18 protein-coding genes are annotated in these 17,836 nt (G+C 31.7%); 15 read left to right on the forward strand and 3 right to left on the reverse strand.

The window, feature by feature from the left end:
• Positions 1-233: 233 nt before the first annotated feature.
• Both IGI72_RS07785 and IGI72_RS07790 read left to right on the forward strand, forming a co-directional pair.
• Positions 234-1,244, forward strand: a complete 1,011-nt coding sequence (locus IGI72_RS07785) for a glycosyltransferase (RefSeq protein WP_015509568.1) — start codon at positions 234-236, stop codon at positions 1,242-1,244.
• Between the two features lie 31 nt (positions 1,245-1,275).
• On the forward strand, positions 1,276-2,508 hold the full coding sequence (locus IGI72_RS07790; RefSeq protein ID WP_081116859.1) for a glycosyltransferase family 4 protein: 1,233 nt from the start codon (positions 1,276-1,278) through the stop codon (positions 2,506-2,508).
• Positions 2,509-2,845: 337 nt separating this feature from the next.
• Here IGI72_RS07790 and IGI72_RS07795 read toward each other — a convergent pair whose 3' ends face one another.
• Positions 2,846-5,584 (reverse strand): SIR2 family protein, encoded by a 2,739-nt coding sequence (locus IGI72_RS07795; protein ID WP_438753746.1) that lies wholly within the window; start codon positions 5,582-5,584, stop codon positions 2,846-2,848.
• 538 nt (positions 5,585-6,122) lie between these two features.
• On the opposite strand from IGI72_RS07795, the gene IGI72_RS07800 reads away from it, so the two are divergent.
• Together IGI72_RS07800 and IGI72_RS07805 are read left to right on the forward strand one after the other, a co-directional pair.
• Complete coding sequence (locus tag IGI72_RS07800; protein WP_438753748.1) at positions 6,123-7,028, forward strand: HamA C-terminal domain-containing protein; 906 nt, start codon at positions 6,123-6,125, stop codon at positions 7,026-7,028.
• Between the two features lies 1 nt (position 7,029).
• Positions 7,030-9,624, forward strand: coding sequence for a DEAD/DEAH box helicase (locus IGI72_RS07805; protein ID WP_438753751.1), 2,595 nt, complete (start codon positions 7,030-7,032; stop codon positions 9,622-9,624).
• Between the two features lie 211 nt (positions 9,625-9,835).
• Here IGI72_RS07805 and IGI72_RS07810 read toward each other — a convergent pair whose 3' ends face one another.
• The gene (locus tag IGI72_RS07810; RefSeq protein WP_438753754.1) at positions 9,836-10,048 is read right to left on the reverse strand and encodes a helix-turn-helix domain-containing protein; all 213 of its coding nucleotides are present in this window, start codon (positions 10,046-10,048) and stop codon (positions 9,836-9,838) included.
• A gap of 156 nt (positions 10,049-10,204) precedes the next feature.
• Here IGI72_RS07810 and IGI72_RS07815 point away from each other — a divergent pair, with 156 nt between their 5' ends.
• From IGI72_RS07815 to IGI72_RS07860, 10 genes are all read left to right on the forward strand, one after another.
• Complete coding sequence (locus tag IGI72_RS07815) at positions 10,205-10,420, forward strand: XRE family transcriptional regulator (RefSeq protein WP_438753756.1); 216 nt, start codon at positions 10,205-10,207, stop codon at positions 10,418-10,420.
• A gap of 573 nt (positions 10,421-10,993) precedes the next feature.
• Positions 10,994-11,218 carry a hypothetical protein gene (locus tag IGI72_RS07820; protein WP_438753758.1) on the forward strand — a complete coding sequence of 75 codons (225 nt, stop codon included), beginning with the start codon at positions 10,994-10,996 and terminating at the stop codon, positions 11,216-11,218.
• 1 nt (position 11,219) lies between these two features.
• Positions 11,220-11,390 (forward strand): hypothetical protein, encoded by a 171-nt coding sequence (locus tag IGI72_RS07825; protein WP_438753760.1) that lies wholly within the window; start codon positions 11,220-11,222, stop codon positions 11,388-11,390.
• Positions 11,391-11,408: 18 nt separating this feature from the next.
• Positions 11,409-11,753 carry a nucleotidyltransferase family protein gene (locus IGI72_RS07830; RefSeq protein WP_270288198.1) on the forward strand — a complete coding sequence of 115 codons (345 nt, stop codon included), beginning with the start codon at positions 11,409-11,411 and terminating at the stop codon, positions 11,751-11,753.
• Positions 11,722-12,078 carry a HepT-like ribonuclease domain-containing protein gene (locus IGI72_RS07835; RefSeq protein ID WP_438753762.1) on the forward strand — a complete coding sequence of 119 codons (357 nt, stop codon included), beginning with the start codon at positions 11,722-11,724 and terminating at the stop codon, positions 12,076-12,078. Before IGI72_RS07830 ends, IGI72_RS07835 begins: the two co-directional genes overlap by 32 nt.
• Positions 12,079-12,108: 30 nt before the next feature.
• Positions 12,109-12,420, forward strand: coding sequence for a DUF961 family protein (locus IGI72_RS07840; protein WP_270288199.1), 312 nt, complete (start codon positions 12,109-12,111; stop codon positions 12,418-12,420).
• Between the two features lie 14 nt (positions 12,421-12,434).
• A complete protein-coding gene (locus tag IGI72_RS07845; protein ID WP_438753766.1) occupies positions 12,435-12,818 on the forward strand; it encodes a DUF961 family protein in 384 nt (127 codons plus the stop codon).
• A 113-nt stretch (positions 12,819-12,931) separates the two neighbouring features.
• Positions 12,932-13,267 carry an antirestriction protein ArdA gene (locus IGI72_RS07850; RefSeq protein ID WP_270288201.1) on the forward strand — a complete coding sequence of 112 codons (336 nt, stop codon included), beginning with the start codon at positions 12,932-12,934 and terminating at the stop codon, positions 13,265-13,267.
• 181 nt (positions 13,268-13,448) lie between these two features.
• Positions 13,449-13,817, forward strand: coding sequence for a hypothetical protein (locus IGI72_RS07855; RefSeq protein WP_270288202.1), 369 nt, complete (start codon positions 13,449-13,451; stop codon positions 13,815-13,817).
• Positions 13,798-15,147 carry an FtsK/SpoIIIE domain-containing protein gene (locus IGI72_RS07860; protein WP_438753768.1) on the forward strand — a complete coding sequence of 450 codons (1,350 nt, stop codon included), beginning with the start codon at positions 13,798-13,800 and terminating at the stop codon, positions 15,145-15,147. The genes IGI72_RS07855 and IGI72_RS07860 overlap by 20 nt, the downstream gene beginning before the upstream one ends.
• A gap of 77 nt (positions 15,148-15,224) precedes the next feature.
• Here IGI72_RS07860 and IGI72_RS07865 read toward each other — a convergent pair whose 3' ends face one another.
• The gene (locus tag IGI72_RS07865) at positions 15,225-16,124 is read right to left on the reverse strand and encodes a toll/interleukin-1 receptor domain-containing protein (RefSeq protein WP_270288204.1); all 900 of its coding nucleotides are present in this window, start codon (positions 16,122-16,124) and stop codon (positions 15,225-15,227) included.
• Positions 16,125-16,631: 507 nt separating this feature from the next.
• On the opposite strand from IGI72_RS07865, the gene IGI72_RS07870 reads away from it, so the two are divergent.
• A complete protein-coding gene (locus tag IGI72_RS07870; RefSeq protein WP_438753771.1) occupies positions 16,632-17,813 on the forward strand; it encodes a replication initiation factor domain-containing protein in 1,182 nt (393 codons plus the stop codon).
• Positions 17,814-17,836: the final 23 nt, after the last annotated feature.

Consider the following 17,836-nt stretch of genomic DNA (forward strand, 5'->3'; position numbering starts at 1 on the left):
CCTTTTTTTTTGTTATAAGAAGCCTTCTTGTTCGATTTGACTTGCAATAGCCTGCTCGTTTTTTCAGAAAACGAACAATTTTGTCATATCTTTGTATAAAGCTATGATTCCGTAAGTTTTTCACGTATCATGATTAAATGGGGAACAAAATCTAGGACCATGGTAGGAGTATGTCTCCGATTGCCTATGGTATACTAATATCAGATATAAGCATTTCCAAGGAGGAATCATCTTTGAAAGTACTTCTTTATTTTGAAGGAGAAAAATTATTAGCTAAATCAGGTATCGGTCGAGCGTTGGCCCATCAGCAACGAGCACTGACATCTGTCGGGATTCCTTTTACTCTTGATAAAAATGATGAGAACTATGATATCCTTCATATCAACACGTATGGGATCAATAGTATGCACATGGTCAACAAAGCCAAAAGACAAGGGAAAAAAGTGATTTACCATGCCCATTCTACAGAAGAGGATTTTCGGAATTCATTTATCGGCTCAAACCAGCTTTCGCCATTATATAAAAAATATTTGATCAATCTTTATTCTAGAGCCGATCAGTTGATCACCCCGACTCCTTATTCGAAAGAACTTTTGGAAGGGTATGGTATCCAAGTACCGATCGAAGCGATCTCAAACGGCATCGATCTTGACAAATATCAGCCGGATCAAGAGAAAGAAAAAGCCTTTCGCGAGTATTTCAATCTCTTACCAGATCAAAAAGTCATTATATCCGTCGGTTTATTTTTTGAACGAAAAGGCATTCTTGATTTTGTAGAGATAGCTAGACAGTTGCCTGAGTATACGTTTATCTGGTTTGGTCATACACCAATGATGACGATTCCTAAACAGATCCGCGACCTCGTCAATGAAGACCATCCAGAAAATGTGTTGTTTCCAGGTTATATCAAAGGAGACATTATCGAAGGCGCATATTCCGCTGCCGATTTATTCTTCTTTCCTTCTTATGAAGAAACAGAAGGGATCGTAGTCCTTGAGGCGTTAGCCAGCCGCCAAAATGTGCTCGTTCGGGATATTCCTGTTTATAAAGGGTGGCTAAGTAATGGGCACAATGCATACATGGAAAAAACCAATGAAGGATTTATTGAGAAAATCAAAGGAATCGTGGAGGGCACGTTGCCACCGTTGAGTGAAGCGGGTTATGAAACAGCAAAGCAAAAGAGTATTGATGAAATTGGGTTTAAATTACAAGAGGTTTATACAAAAGTGATGAATACGGAATGAAGAAACTAATGTAAAGTTTGGAGGTACCGTTTTGAAAATCGGATTTTTTACAGACACCTACTTCCCCCAGGTAAGTGGTGTGGCGACATCGATCAAGACATTGAAAGAAGAGCTTGAGAAAAAAGGCCATAAAGTGTATATCTTTACAACGACCGATCCAAATGCTGATCTGGACGAAGAAGATATCATTCGCATGCCAAGTGTCCCGTTTGTGTCCTTCAAAGATCGGCGAATCGTGGTTCGCGGCATGTTGTATGCCTATTTGATCGCCAAAGAATTAGAATTGGAATTGATCCATACCCATACAGAGTTTGGTTCTGGGATGTTGGGGAAAATGGTGGGGCGTAAATTGCAAATTCCTGTGATCCATACCTACCATACAATGTATGAAGATTACTTGCACTACATCGCAAACGGGAAAGTCTTACGACCATCTCACGTGAAATATCTTTCACGGCTATTTGCCAACCACTCGACAGGTGTTGTTTGTCCAAGTGAACGGGTCATCGATACGCTGAGAGGGTATGGTGTGGTTTCACCAATGCGGATCATCCCCACAGGGATCGAAGTTGAGAAGTTTCGCCGACCGGATATTACAACTGACATGAAAAAAGAATTGCGGGAGAAATTGGACATCACTGAGAATCAACCCATGCTGCTTTCCCTCAGTCGTATTTCTTATGAAAAGAATATCCAAGCAATCATCGACGGCATGCCAGAAATTTTAACGAAGATTCCTGATGCGCAATTAGTGATCGTTGGGAAAGGTCCGCATAAAGAAAAATTAGAAGAAAAAGTGGTGGATATGGCTTTATCTGACCATGTTCAATTTGTCGGTGAAGTGGCAAATGATAAAGTGGCGATCTATTACCATGCTGCGGATTACTTCGTCAGTGCCTCCACATCAGAAACACAAGGACTGACTTACACGGAAGCAATGGCTGCTGGAACACCGTTAGTCGTTGAAGGCAATGACTACTTAAACACCTTGATCGATGATCCGTCTTTAGGCGTCACCTATGAGAGTGATCGGGATTTCGCAAAAGCATTTATTGATTATTATGAACGAAAGATTCCTGCTGATCCCGAAGTTCTTGCTAGAAAAATGTACGAGATCTCGGCATTGCGCTTCGGTGAGTCGATGCTATCTTTCTACCATGACATGGTCGCTTATTATGAAACAGAACGCATCGAAAAAGAAACCGAGCAGACGCTAGAAAAATTCAAAGTAAAATTAAAGGCCTTTCGCCGAACGATCGATTAAACAGAAAATTTTCGCAAGTTCATGTTTTTAGCGTAAATATTATTTTTAGGTGATTTATTATGAAAAACCTTTAATATCAACATTTCTATAAAATCTGTTTTGTACAAAAATAAAGAAAATATCAGTTTGGTTCTCAAAATGTTCTCACGCCTATTATTAAAAAAATACAAAGAATATTATCTGAAATGATAGTACTCTTTGTATTTTTTTTGTAGAGATAGTACCTCATTATATGTTAATCAATGATGTTTGGAACAATCATTGAGTGAAACATAATGCAGATTAAAAATTTAGTAACTAAACTTAGTAAATGTTTCATTCTGGCTTTTTGATTAATTTATTTTTTCTGAAAAGTAACTTTCTCTGACATTGCTTGTTTTATTATCCAGCTATCCAGAATCTGTCTTTCCTTCTTTGATTTCCCAAAAACTTCACGCACTTCTTTAAAGGTCCTATGTTTTAATAGTTTGTCTATTGTGTTGTCATCATAGACTTTAAATAATGTCCAATCTACTTCTGGAAAAATTCCTTTGATGCTTTCGAAATTTAAAACACTTTTAACTTGGTCTATAGTAAAATATTTTTTTTGAATCAATGAGTATAAATTTGATATTGCTGTTTCTTTGGGGTTAGGAAAAACTTCTATGGTAAGATTGTCTGTTTGTTCTAAGGTAGTTTTTATACTTTGTAAAACATATGTTTTTTTAGTTTTGAACTTATAAACGTCAGCAAGAATTATTTCTATAATAAAATGCACATTTAGATCTATTTCATCTTTTTTCTCATATTTTCTTAGTATTTTCTTGACTATACCTTTTAAGTCATTGTCAAATAAATCGTAAAAATTAACTAATAACTTACCAAAGTGTTCGATTTCTAATAATCTATTCTCGATATTGTTGATTAAATAAAGAGTATCTTCTAAATTTTTATCCGATATATTTAACTCTTTATTATTCTTTATAATTCGTTTTAAAATATACGAGTATAAGTAGAAGTTATTTCTATGGATGCCATTAACGTTTAAAGTGATTATGTCACTCAGTTGTCGGGTGATTATTAGAAATAATTTATTATAATTATTTTCTTCAAGGGAGTCGAATTCATTGATAAGAATAATAAGTAATTTTTTTGTTTCATCAGAATTATTTTTACTTATAGTGAAATTTTCCAATAATGATACTATTTTTGAAGGATCGATATCATCTACAAATGATAGAAAATTTATGTAGGTTATCATTTGTTCAGAGACATAATAAGTATACTGCTCTTTCATTACCCGTAAAAGTGATGAGATTTCTTTTATAATGTAATTTTTAGCATCGATAGATATCTTTATTTTAGATAAGGTATAGTTGTCCAATAATGTTGCTACATTTTTTTTATTTAAATAGGGGATTATATTTTTTATATTTTCTAGCGTTAGCTCTTTTATTATTGATGATGTTTCGCCAAAAAAAGCATTTTCATTTGGCTGATAATTGGAATTATCATAAGCAATAAGAAGACATTCAAAATACCGATTAACAATTTGTAAAAACTCTTTATGATGCTGAATGGTTATACAGTTTGATTCAACAAAATTTATTAGAGATTGAAAATTATATTGTAAGCTCCATAAATTATTGTTAGAGGAAGAACCGCCATTTCTATAATTACTTCTTTCATTTCTAAATTTATCTAAAAATTCATCAAACTTAAATAATTTTCGATAAATAAATCGAAAGCTTAAAACTTCGTCTCTAAAGTAAGTACATAGCTGTTTTGTTTTGTCATCTCCATTCAAAATCAGAGAGTCAATTACTTTATTTAATTTCTCATAGCCAGTTGATGACTGAGGTAAAGGAATCTCTTTTTGAAAACCGAATCTTATATGCATAACATTAAATTCTGAAACTAAATAATTCCAGTAATCTTTTTTCTCAAAAGACATATTAGCAATTTCTCTAAATTTTACTTTGGCATCGGAATAATTTTTTTGTAAAAATAGCTCATAGGCTGGGGATAAGACTGGATTTTGAGAAATAGTTTGATCATTATCCCTTTCATAATCTAAAAAGGATTGTAACGAAGTTTTTGAGTTCAAGAATTCAATGAACTTTTTATTAGTAGATACTTTTATAACGTTCTCATTCTTATTTCGCCAGTTACAAGTATTATCTGGATTGAGAGTAACGTTTTTTCCAAGTTTTGCGAAAGAAGCTACATCATGTGATTCTACAAAATATAAGTTATTTAGAAAGCTTATATTGTCCCAAAGTTCATCAGAAGTAAGAGAAATTCTGTTAGGGTCATTTTGAATTTTATACAAAAAATCTGCTGTATTTTTCCCTAAATCTTCGCCTGTGTCATTTCCATTAATTACTTGAATACCTTTGTTTTTATAGTATTCAACTACAGTTGTATTTGAAGGAAGAGGCGTAAAGAAAAATGCTTTTCTGGCATGGCCGCTAAATCCTTTTTGAATTAATCTAAAAATTGAATTAAATGTTGAATCATTTAAAGAGTATCCAATGAATAAAACGGTATTATTCATTATTAATGATTTGATTAATGTTGATATCATGTAAAAATTATTTTCATAATCAAGATAGTCTTCTTCTTTTAATACAAAATTTTTATTTTCTAAACTACCATGCATCTTTATGAGGTAATGATCTGATCTAGAGTATGGAATATCTGAATCTTGTGTAATCACTTCATACTTTACAATACCTGAGTTCATCTTACGTTCTAATAAAGTATCGTAATTTGTAGTAATTAGATGCCTAGGTTTAAGTCTAAGTATTTGATCATGAATTTCATTAGGGGCAGCATTTATATAGTCTTTAAAAATACTATTTATCTTCTGATAATATTTATACTGTCCAACGGTATCAAAATAATACTGAGCAATCCTCAAATAATCACTCTCGTTAGAATCAATTAATATTTCTTTTTTTAATTCGTCAATTAAATCATTCCAGCTAGGTAGACCAGAGTTAGATGATACACCAGCACCTACAAAAACGATTAAAGAGTCATTTTTTACGGCATCGTTAATATGATTTATAGCAATTTTTGTGGCATTATTCATTTTTTACTCCAATCTAATCAAGGTTAAGTGATACTATCTAAATTATAGCATGTCATTTTTTTTTGCACCATATTTCTATTTAAGTTCAAAATTTTTTGCGGTTAAAAATGATTGATATGGTAAGCTTGTTTCAAAAATAAGGAAGTTTTTAAAGGTGACATTTTGATATTAGTTTATTCTTAACGTGAAAAAAATCACAAATTAATCATTCGAAAAAAAATTTAATATCAATGGTCTCGTGATATCTGTTTTGTACAGAAATAAATATTTGGCATTTTGTTGTCAAATTGTTTCGTAATTAAAACAATATCACATCGGCTATATCTTCGGTTACGCTCTTTTTTATAATTTCCCACTATAATTGAAAATTTTTTTTATATAATCTTAAGATAAAAATAGAACAATAGTTCCCATTAGTGTATAATTGTAATTGTATTTTTTCGCAAAAGGATTTAATTTTCAAAAAATACCATGTTATTTCTTTCCTGAATGGTATAATTATTTTAATTAAATTATATCTTAAATAGGAGTTGAAAATATGGATGTTAGCAATGAATCTAATGATATTACCAAGGTAACTAACCACGTTCACACAGTTGAAATTCCTGTAGCCAATAAATTAGAGATTTTCACATTTCTAATTAACGCGAATGAATTCAATTATACAAATGCTTGTGAATTTCTGTTAGGTTCTATTTGTAATTTTGCCTTATCTAGAGAAATTAGAGTTAAATATCGAGATAGACCTGCTGTTTTGGCTAAGAAAGCTCGAAACAAATTCATTGAATGGAAAAGAAATACAGGAGAACTTGGAGAGTTTCTTCTTTTTTGTTTTCTTGAGGGACATTTAAATGCCCCAAAAATTTTATCTAAATTAGAATTGAAAACCTCTAGTGAAATGTATGTTCATGGAGCTGATGGCCTTCATTATTTGAGATTACCTAATGGAAATTATCAGCTTCTATTTGGTGAATCCAAGCTGAACTTAGATCTTACAACAGGTCTTAGAGAAGCTTTTATCTCTATTAAGAACTTTAAAGAGGGTATAAACGATAAAGGAAATGAAAAAAGTGGTATATCTTTTGAGAAAGGTTTATTAACTAGTAATTTAGAAAAAGAAGTAACTCTTGCAGAAGAAAAAGATTTTCTTGAAAAATTAATTTATCCTACCAGTGAAGAAGATGCTCCAGTTGTGGACGATGCTTTTGGTATCTTTGTGGGATACGAAATGAATTATGACCAACAAAGAAAAACACTAACTAATGATCAGTTTAGAGATTATATCAATACTACTGTCAAGGCTGAGGTTGAAAGTAGAAAGGAAAATATTGAAAAATATATCGATACCTATGATTTACATGGGCATTCATTTTATATTTATGTTCTTCCTTTCTCCAAGCTAGATGATTCTAGGAAAATGATGATTAAGGAGTTGATTACCTAATATGAATTTTATTGAAGAGATGGCAAACAAAGCTCTCAATGATTCTTATTTAAAAAGACTTATTCATAAGTCTGAAAAGGTCTATGGAGAAGCTGTTTTTAGAAATGAGGATGGAGAAAATTTAACCGAAAAAGAATATAGGGATTCTCTTAGATTTGCGGATATTTTGTCTCGATCAGGAGATGAAAATGCTAGAAATTTATCATTAAAAATAATCAGTTTACTTCATGAAAATTGTAAATATAAAAACGAAGATTACTTTAAACTTTTTTCTACGAGCGTATTGACAAAGTTAGGTAATTTTCCTTCTTTAGAAGTATCTGAAAATAACCTGGAATTTGATGAAGAGGAAATTCAAAGAGAAAAAATAATAAAAGAGGTTATGCAACAAGCTCCTGAATCAGATAAAATCTTCACTGATTCTCAATATAAAATATTTGAGAAATTAAAGAATAGTAATCATTATAGTTTTTCTGGATCAACATCCTTTGGTAAATCCTTTGTATTTGAGGCTTTTATGAAATATATAATTAGCGAAAGAAATGCCTCAGACAATATAGCGATATTAGTTCCAACAAGAGCTTTAATAAATCAAGTTTCACTAAAATTGAAAACCGAAATGAAAAACAAAAATTATAAAATAATTTCTCATCCAAAGGTTCCTTTACTGTATAAGAGTGAAGAAATGAAATATATTTTTGTTTTCACAGCTGAGAGATTGATATCTTATTTTTCAGACAGTGATAACCCAACAATAAATTACCTTTTTGTTGATGAAGCACACAAACTATTAAATGATGATTCAAGAACGCCTCTTCTATATCATGCGCTCACGCAGGCTAAAAGAAAAAGTGTAAAAATGTATTTTGCTTCCCCTAATATTCCTAATGTAGAGGTTTTTTTGCAATTATTTAATAATAGTACAGAAGAGAGTACTGCGATTACTGAATCTCCTGTTACTCAAAATCGATTTTTTATTGATTGCTTAAATGAGAAGTCAATAATGTTTTCTGACTTTGGTAAGTCAATTACTCTTAAAGGATTACAATTCTCTAGAAAAATAGATGAACAAGAAAGAGAAATAGAGAACCTACGAGAAGTTTTATTAAGGCTAGGTGAATCAAATCAAAATATAGTTTATTGTAATACTATAAATTATACCATTAACCATGCTCGTTATTTTTCTGAGTCATTAGAAGATATAGAGAATAGTGAGATTTCAGACTTAATAACCGACATAAGATCTTCGATTCACGAACAATATTTTCTTATTGATTGCTTGAAAAAAGGTGTTGCATTTCATTTTGGCGGAATGCCACAACAAATTAGAGAACGAGTTGAGCGTCTTTTTAAGGAAGGACATATAAAATATTTGTTTTGTACATCGACATTATTAGAAGGAGTAAACCTACCAGCAAAAAATATTTTTATTATTAGTTCTAAAATTGGTATACGAAAAATGAATAGTATAGACTTTTGGAATCTTGCCGGACGAGCAGGAAGGTTAGCTCAGGACTTAAGTGGAAATATATTTTGTTGTCATATAATAGATAAAGATGGTTATTGGAAAAACTCAAGGGATATCGAAGTTCTACAAACTAAAAAAATTGAAAGCCTTAAACCAGCGATAATGCGTGAAAATGATCAAAATCTGTATAAAAATATTCAAAATTTTCTTGCCCAAAAGCCTTATACTACAGAGAAATTAAGAACAGGTAAAGACTTCGAAAAAAGAAAATCTATTGAGAATTATGGGAATATCTTAACTTATCATAATTCATTAAAAAGTGATTCTTTATTAAGGAATGTTTTTTTAGAAAAAAATCCAGATGGAAGAGAAACTCTTAAAGAAATAGATAGTAAAATAAAAATACCAGAAGAAATATTAGCTCAAAGCACAACAATAAGAGTTGATGTTCAAAATGAAATTTTCAATTCTGATGATCTTCAAGAATTGCCGAGTCAAACTGATTATAAATCATGTTTAAAGCTCTTAGAAATATTGTATGATCGCTATCATTGGAAAGATGATGAGAGCGGTGGGAAAAAACCATTAGTCAACAAAGATAGTACGACTAAATTGGAATATTATGCAGTTTTGATGCACCATTGGGTTAATTCGAAACCGTTAAATTATATTATTAAACAAACGATAGAGTATTATGATAACAAAGGGATAAGCAGAAATTTTCAATTAAGCCAAAATGAATATGTGAGATTTGAAAAGAATAATCCAAATCATATTAATATATTAATAAATAACCTTATGTCTGATATCGAAAACACCATTCGTTTTAAAATTAAAAGTTATGTAAATAACTACATTCTTTTAATGAGTGCAAAAGAGATGACTCCGAAAAACAATTGGTCGGATTATCTAGAATATGGTACAACAAATAGTTTAATACTTGAAATCCAAAACTTCGGTTTTCCTAGACATATTGCGACTTTTTTAAAAAATAATCATGAAGACTGTTTTAAGTACGATTACAATGGAGAAGTTATTGAATTTAATGACAAAAAAATAAAAAATGAAATTGATGCTTCTAAATATAGAATGGAATTTGTTGAGTTATCTGAAATACTAGAATGGTAAATCAAAACGACTAATTAAAATAAAACAAAGAGTAAGAACAGTTCGGATAATTACTCTTTGTTTTAGCTTAAGTCGTATGAATGAAAAACTAACTCATTGTCAAAGAGGGCAGCATATCACTCGATATGCTTTCTTTGTTGACGTTATATTTCTTTAGAATCTTATTAGCAATTTAAAAAATTTAAGATGAATTGTTTTTTTTATCATCGTTTTATGAAAAAAAGTCATCGATTTTCAGATTGTAGAAGTCAGCAAGAATTCTAGCAGATGATAATTTTGGTTCTTCCTTGTTATTCTCCCACTTAGATAGTTTTCCTTTATTGAATTTAGCTGTATCTGGATACTTTTCATTGAGCTGCTTTGCTAATTCCTCTAACGTCAAGTGTCGTTCAATTCTTAATTGTTTCAACTTATCCCCAATCAATTTAAGCTCCTCCCCTCTATGTTCTATCTGATATTATATCTTTCTTGTTGCGAAAACGCAACAAGTGTGTTTTTTTATAATTTTTTTGTTGACACGGTAAACTGCTATGATAATATATAACTATAAAGTTTCGAAAACGAAACACGGAGGTGGGATATGGTCACAGCACAACAATTCAAGAATCCATACAATAATTTGAAAAGTTTAATCGAGAAGCAAGGCCGGACTCAAACAGATGTTGCAGATGAAATGGATATGAATCGCTCAACCTTTAATCTCAAGATTAATAGAACAAATGGAAGAGATTTCTCATTGGGAGAAGCGAAAGGATTATCGGAAATATTAAAGGAAAAAATAGATAATTTTTTTTAAAACCTAGGTTTCGAAAACGAAACTGAATTTTAGTAAATTGTTTTAAAAGGATAGCGTTTTAGAGAAGCAACTTAATGTGTCGGATTTTAGGTTGTTTCGCTAAGGCACTTAGCCTTAATTGTCCATTGAAAAATAAATAGGAACCTGCAATCTATCCAGCGGACTTACTCGAAAGAGGTTAGAGGCTGGAAAGGTTGTAGGTCCCATACAAAGAGTCTCCCCTTTGCAAATCGTGGTTGATTTCATTATAAGGGAAAAACGCTTTGGTTGGTAGTGGAAACCATTTATAAAATCCATAAGACGCTCGCCTGACACGGTCAGAGGGAGTGCTGATAGCACTAGATGGATTGCTAGGACTTGGTAACAAGACTAGTGAGTGCTTGACTGATAAAGAGCTTTGAGATAAGTGTATCTATATTTCCGTTCAGAGCGTGTTAGTGCCATGAATTTATCTGATAATAGCATTAGCATGTCATGACCAGCGGAATGAACAATCAGAAATATAATTTGACAGGAGGCTATTTCTTTACAATTCTTAGCAGCAGAAAAAAGGAAACAGGAGTGGATTAACAGATGTCAAAAGTTGAACTAGTTCGAAGGACTGCTCGTTTAATTAAGATAGTTGGTTGTTTAATTGGTTGGAAAGATAAACGAATATGTTTTGCTAAAAATCATTCGGAAGTTAATTTATTTTATTATTTGAGGAATGCATATAGCATAAATGAGCTTAAGGATTTGATGGATTACTTGTTAGATATATTAGATGATTTTGATGTAATTGTATTGGCAGGGGATTAGTATGGACGATTTAAAAAAATCAGAAGTTGCGTATCTAAAAGATTTAGTTGAATCAAGATTACAAGAATTGAAAGGTTTATTAAGGGAGTTTTCAAATAGTTCAATATCGTGTAAAGTAGATATTGAGAATGAAATTAGTATTTGTGAAAGTGTCTTAAATAAACTCAGATAAGAAAGGAACGATGATTATATGATTTATTCTATTGAAGAAATACAATCAGTCATTAAACCTATTTGTGAGGCATACAGAATCAATGAAGCCTATATTTTTGGATCTTATTCACGAAATGAAGCAACTGAGGCAAGTGACATTGATTTTGTTGTAGATACAGAAAATTCTAAGATCATTTCTTTATTAGATAAGATGGCATTTAAGAATCAGTTGGAAAATTTATTAGAGAAGGAAATTGATGTTATCTTAAAATCTTCATTGGATAATCGTAGCAATCGTAAAAGAAATCCTTTCTTTTTGGAAAATATTCAAGAAGACATGAAGGTGATTTATGGATCAGAAAGAAAAGTTTTCGTTAACTAATATAATAATAATTATAGGTGAGATTAGAGAAACTGTTACTAAATTTGGTAACAGTTTTTTTTCGTTTGAAAATGATAGTGACTATCAAAAATCAGTAGCATTTAGTCTTACTCAAGTTGGTGAAATAATTCGTCATAACTTGAGTGGCGAGCTAAAAGAAAAGTATGCAGATATATCTTGGGATCTTTATCGTTTATTCAGAAATGATTTAGTACATGCATATAATACAATAGATTTAAAAGAGATCTGGTATTTTGTACAAAACGATTTGAAACCGTTAGAAGAGTATGTCAGGTATATCTTGATTGAAGGACAAGTAAATTAATTATTTGGAGAAAGACGAGGTATTAAATTTATGGAGTTTGCTATTTGTGAACCAAAAGAAACATTTGGACGGTTAGAATATGTTGGTAGAAAAGAAGAATTCGCTGAATATGTGAATGGTCGTCGTCAGCCTGTTGGGTATTATCATGCACTAATGTCTGTTAAACAGAAGGAAACAATAGAAATAATCATTCCGAATCGTGTGAATACGTCTGATTTAAGTTTTGGTGATGAAGTACAATTGCGAGATGTCAGATGTGAACCGTTTTCTCAAGCTGCTGGAACTGATGGTGCTGTTGCAGGATGGATGATTAAAGCCCAAGGGATCGAAAAAGTTAAATAAAGGAGAAAGCATTTATGGCGAAAATTAATGAATTAAATCAAGGTATTTGTCTGAATATTGATGAAACATTTGGAGAGCTGCAATTTTTACGTATGAAGGAAGATAAGAAGAGGGAAAATGATGATGGAGAACTCATTTCTACACAAGTTAGGTATGTTGTTCAATCTCGCCGTCAACTATCGGAAGAAATCGTTAGTATTGATGTTTCATATGAGCGGATAGAATTTGAATTCGGAGATCGAGTGAAATTGATTAATCCCAGAATTGAATATTATTCCTTTAGACAAGGAAATAGAACAAATAACTATTTGAAAATCATTGCTGATGGAATCGAAAAGGTTCATAAAAAAGTAGATTCTAGAAAGCCAGAGCAGCAAAAACAAGAACTCAAATCCTAATAGCATACATTTAATTTAAAAGCGTACAACTTTAACTGTACGCTTTTTTCATTTACAACGATATATAGAATCTCTGAATAAAAGGTTTGATAAAACTAATTGAGGTGAAATAATTGATAAAAATTTTTGTTGAAAGCTTAAAAACTAATAGACAGGGAAATATGAAAAGCAGTTGGTTTGATTTATCAGTTAAAATTGAAAGCATATTCCAAAAACTTGAAATAAGCGAAGGTGATGAATATGTGATAACTGACTATGAAGGACCATTTTCTATTGGAGAATATGATTCGATTCATAAACTTAATCGATGGGCAGAAGAATTAGCAAAAATACCGAAAGAGTTTGTCAAAAATACGGAAGATTTGATTTTTAATCTTTTTGAGAGTCGAGAGGATTTTATTGAAAATTGGAAAGATGCGACATTTTTGCCAGAGGTGAAAAAACGATAAAGATTATGGTATGCATATTGTTGAAGGGGATGCTTCAGTAATTTCTTCATTTGTGGAAAATTATATTGATTATGAGGCTTTGGGTAGAGATGAAAGAGTCAACGTTATGATCATATATACAGATGATGGCGCGTTCTATAAGTAACAAATTTAGTTAAAATAAGGACAGGAGGACAATGAATTGAATCCAATTTTAAGAAAATGGTTGTATAGATTGGCCGAAAAAGCTGTCGAAAAAGAAAATAATTTTCGTGAGAATTTTTACCAAAGGAAAAAGCAAATATTAGAGGAAGAGACTGATAAATTCCAATGTTTCTTTTATAATAGGCTGCGAAGGTTAACTAATTTACATGATGAAGGAACTCAAACGATTGTAGATAAGTGGTATGATTGTGCGTTCACGGACGATGGTACACAAGAAGAGACGCTTAAAAACTATGTAGAGAAGGAATTTCAATCAAAATTAAACGATATTTATGGAAGTTGTGTTTCAGATTTAGAAGAAAAAGCCAAAATGTTGGATTCAAATTATGCTGAAAGAAATATTTAAGTATCGCGGACGGCGAATAAAGAAAATCCACCTTTATGATTGGTGGCTTCATTTTTTATTCTTGCTTAGTCCGTTTTTTATTGGAATCGGTTTTATTGGTTTTATTTTATTGAAACCAGTCGTGTCTGATTTTCAAAAAGCGCAACAATTGATCATACCGTTTCTAGTGATAACAATCTTATTGTTAGCCGCTTGTTTTGTTGTCTATTTGTTCATGGTGTGGTCAAGATTGAAAGGTGGCTACTTTTTAAAAGTCAAATACTATGACATGATCGCTAAGATGTTAAAACTAAGTGGTTTTGTAATTAAAAAAGAATCACGCCAATCTGGGAAAAAACCTAAGGAAAAATTTCCTAAAGTATATGTAAAAAAAGGCAAGCATACTACTGATGTCACGCTGCCGCTTGACGGGGGACAACATCATGATCGATTTTTGCAGTTAGGCAAACGATTAGAAGAAATGTTTATGGCCGATTTGGTTGCAGAGCAAATGGATTTTGGATTTGTTACTTATTCATTTATGACAGACGTCATTTCAAAGAGGATTTCGATTGATCAAGTAATAGCTCGAAATGGGTCAATTACACTCATGAACGGAGTGAAATGGGAATATGATGAATTACCACATATGCTAATCGCTGGTGGAACAGGCGGCGGTAAGACCTATTTCATGTACTCATTGATTAAAGCAATTTTATCCGTTGGTACTGTATATATTTGTGATCCTAAATCAGCGGATTTATCTGATTTATCTGATTTACCAGTTTTTAAAGGTAAGATTTTCTTTGGGCAAGGAGAAACTATGATTAGATGTCTAGAAGATGCTATCAAGCGGATGGAGCAGAGGTTCAAATATATGAAATCTTTAGAAAAGTATGAATCTGGTAGAAACTATGCCTTTTATGGAATGCCTCCAGAATTTATTATTTTCGATGAGTGGAAAGCTTTTTATGGGATGCTTGGCCGTGACTATAAAAATTTAGAGCGTGTCAATATTGCTGTTCAACAATTAGTTATGAAAGCCAGACAAGCTGGGATTTTTTTGATTTTGGGTACACAGAAACCTGATAGTAGTGATTTTCCAAGTGGGGTACGTGACAATATGATGTGCCGTGTCACTTTAGGTAAACTTTCAGTTCAAGGGTACTATATGGTATATGGTGAAGAAAGTAAAAACAAGGCGTTCTTTAACAAGCCAATTAAAGGCCGTGGATATATTGATGATGGAAGTGGTGTTGTTAGAGAATTCTATTCACCGTTTGTACCTAAGACGTACAATTTTTTGGATGAGTTTAAGAAGCTTGAATGTATGATTGAATTAAAAATATGAAGATAAATTATAAAATCCCAATTTCAATTAGATGAAATTGGGATGAGGGGAATTTATAATTAAAAAATAGCATGTAACTAGTAAAATATATCTTCTAAAATTTTATCTACATCATTATTCCAGTTATTATGATGTAGATTGAGACGATAGGTATCAGTTAAGAAAAATGGTGAACTAACATTTTCTTCAATAAATATAGGAATTACTTTTGTTTGAGTTGGATGATTATAGACATAATCACTTAATAGAGATACTTCTTTACCAACGCCACCAGTTCTATTGTTCGCCTTATCTATATAGGAACTATCACAAAAAATATAAATTTTATCAAATTTATCACGTTGAATACATTCCATGAAATAATTTAAACTATGACCCGGTCTTAAGCTATTTTTGTCATAAATTACTTCTATCCCATGGTTGGATAGTGTACTTTCAAGTTTATCTACTTTTTCTTTTGTTTCAGCTTTATCCCAACTATAGGAGAAAAAGACTCTTGGTTTAGTAGCTATTGATTTATTCTGTAATAATGGCCTGTAACTTTCAATTATATTGAAAATATTTCCATCCTTTACTGACCAATGACTTCTATTTAAACCAAATCCTTTTCTATTTATCTGAAGACTATCCTTAATAGTTAAAATATCTTCCATCGATAATTCGTCTTTTGTTACGTAATTTATAGTTATGGATGAAGAATTAATGTTGTAAGAAGTTATGATACCGATATATCCCATGGAAGAAATATTTTCTCGTCTTACTGTTTGTTCTTCGTATAAGAAAAGGCAAGGATATTGTATAAGTTCTTCAAGGATTTTACCGTGGAGAGATGGATCAACACTTTCATATTTGTTACCATAAGTTGATTCGAGAAACCTATCTCTATCAATAGTATGGACACCATATTCCCATGCTTCACTACGACTATCAATTATTAAGTTGAAATAAGTTTGAGTATATTGATTTGTTGGCATCATTAGATAAATACCCTCCTAAAAAGTCTGAGTAAAATATTTTTATTTTTATTTTATATCAAGTTATACATTTTTGAAAGATTAAAATTTTTATATACGGGCGCTGTAATTTTCTCTTGTTATTTTAAGTTTGTTAAGTTGTTTAAAATGAATGTTAAACAGGAAATTTTTATATTAAAAATTCTTAAGGTAGATAAAAGAACTTTGCCATTGAACAATAGAATATTATTGCTAATCTAATTAAAGAAAAAAGGCGTGGCAAGGCTGCTGTGCAGCCTTAGCAGGCGCCGCTGCGTTAGCAGTAAGGCGCTGATAGGCTTTTTCTGGGCATAGGTGGTGCTGTGCACCGCCGTGTGCCCTTATAACCCCCGCATTCTAACAGGGGGGTAATGAAGATGCAATAATTACAAAATGTAGTGATTGAGCATTGATATAAAGCTTTTTTTCTACTTCCCATAGCGTTTAAAAAAAATGTCGAAAATGGGAAGTAATCTATAGAAAGGAGCGAGGATGGAAACTATTGATTTAAAAATAATTGGTGAAAGTATTCAAGCATCAAGAAAAAAGCTAAGAATGACTCAAAATGATTTTGCTAAAAAGTTTGGTTTGTCTCGAAAATCTATAGGGAACCTCGAAAGAGGTGTTTCTTTATTGTCAGAAAACAAAATGAATGAAATCTATGATTATATTGCAGAACAAAATCGTCATGAGCCATTGGAGAGTATTATTGACTATATTCGGATAACGTTTCAGACGCACAATGTTGACATTATTTTTAATGACGTTTTGAAAATCAAAAAAGAGTTTTTTGCGCAAATAACTAGTCACCTCTATGGCTATGTTGGTGGTTATCAGTTGGATTATTTGATGGTGTTGTACTCTGAAAAAGGTGATTCTCGAGGGACGATGATTCAGTTGTCGGGGAAAGGTTGTCGACAATTTGAAGCATTTCTGAAAGCGCAAAGTCGTACTTGGTTTGATTTTTTTCACGTTTGTTTTGACTACAAAGCGAAATTTACTCGAGTTGATTTAGCAATCAATGACTATAAAGAATATTTAAGTATTCCTGCTTTATTAAATAAAATTAATCGGCAAGAGCTAATTTCACGTTTTGAACGATTTGATTTTAATGGTTCTGGATCAATCTCCAAAAAGAAAAGAGAAGGCGTTACGATCTATCTAGGGTCTAAGAAAAGTGAGCTTTATATGGCATTTTATCAAAAGAATTTTGAACAAGCGAAAAAATTAGGTGTTGCTGTGGAAGATGTTCCGATTAAAAATCGCTATGAATTGCGTTTTAAAGATGAACGGGCGGAACAAGCCATTCATGGATATACGAAAACAGGAGATTTAACAGAATTTTTGCTTGGTATTCTTAGTGATTATCTATGTTTTGTAGATAGAAAAGCTGGTGTTTCAAGAAAATATTGGTCTGTAAATAAAAAGTGGGCGTATTTTTTGGGTGGTGTTGAAAAAGTAAAGTTAGTAACAGAACCCAACGATGCTTTATATGAACGTTCGAAGAACTGGTTTAAACGATCTGTAGCCCCGACAGTGAAGATGTTGATGGAAGTAGATGAGATTGAAGAAACAGATGAGGTGCAAGAAATTATCGATGAAGCTGAACTTAGTGACAAGCATTTACACATGATTGAAGCACAAACAACAAGAATTGAGGATATGATTCTTTGATGAAAATAGAAAAAACGTGAAGA

This window comes from Enterococcus sp. DIV1059_2, assembly GCF_051713685.1.
In the GTDB taxonomy this organism is placed as follows: domain Bacteria; phylum Bacillota; class Bacilli; order Lactobacillales; family Enterococcaceae; genus Enterococcus_D; species Enterococcus_D casseliflavus.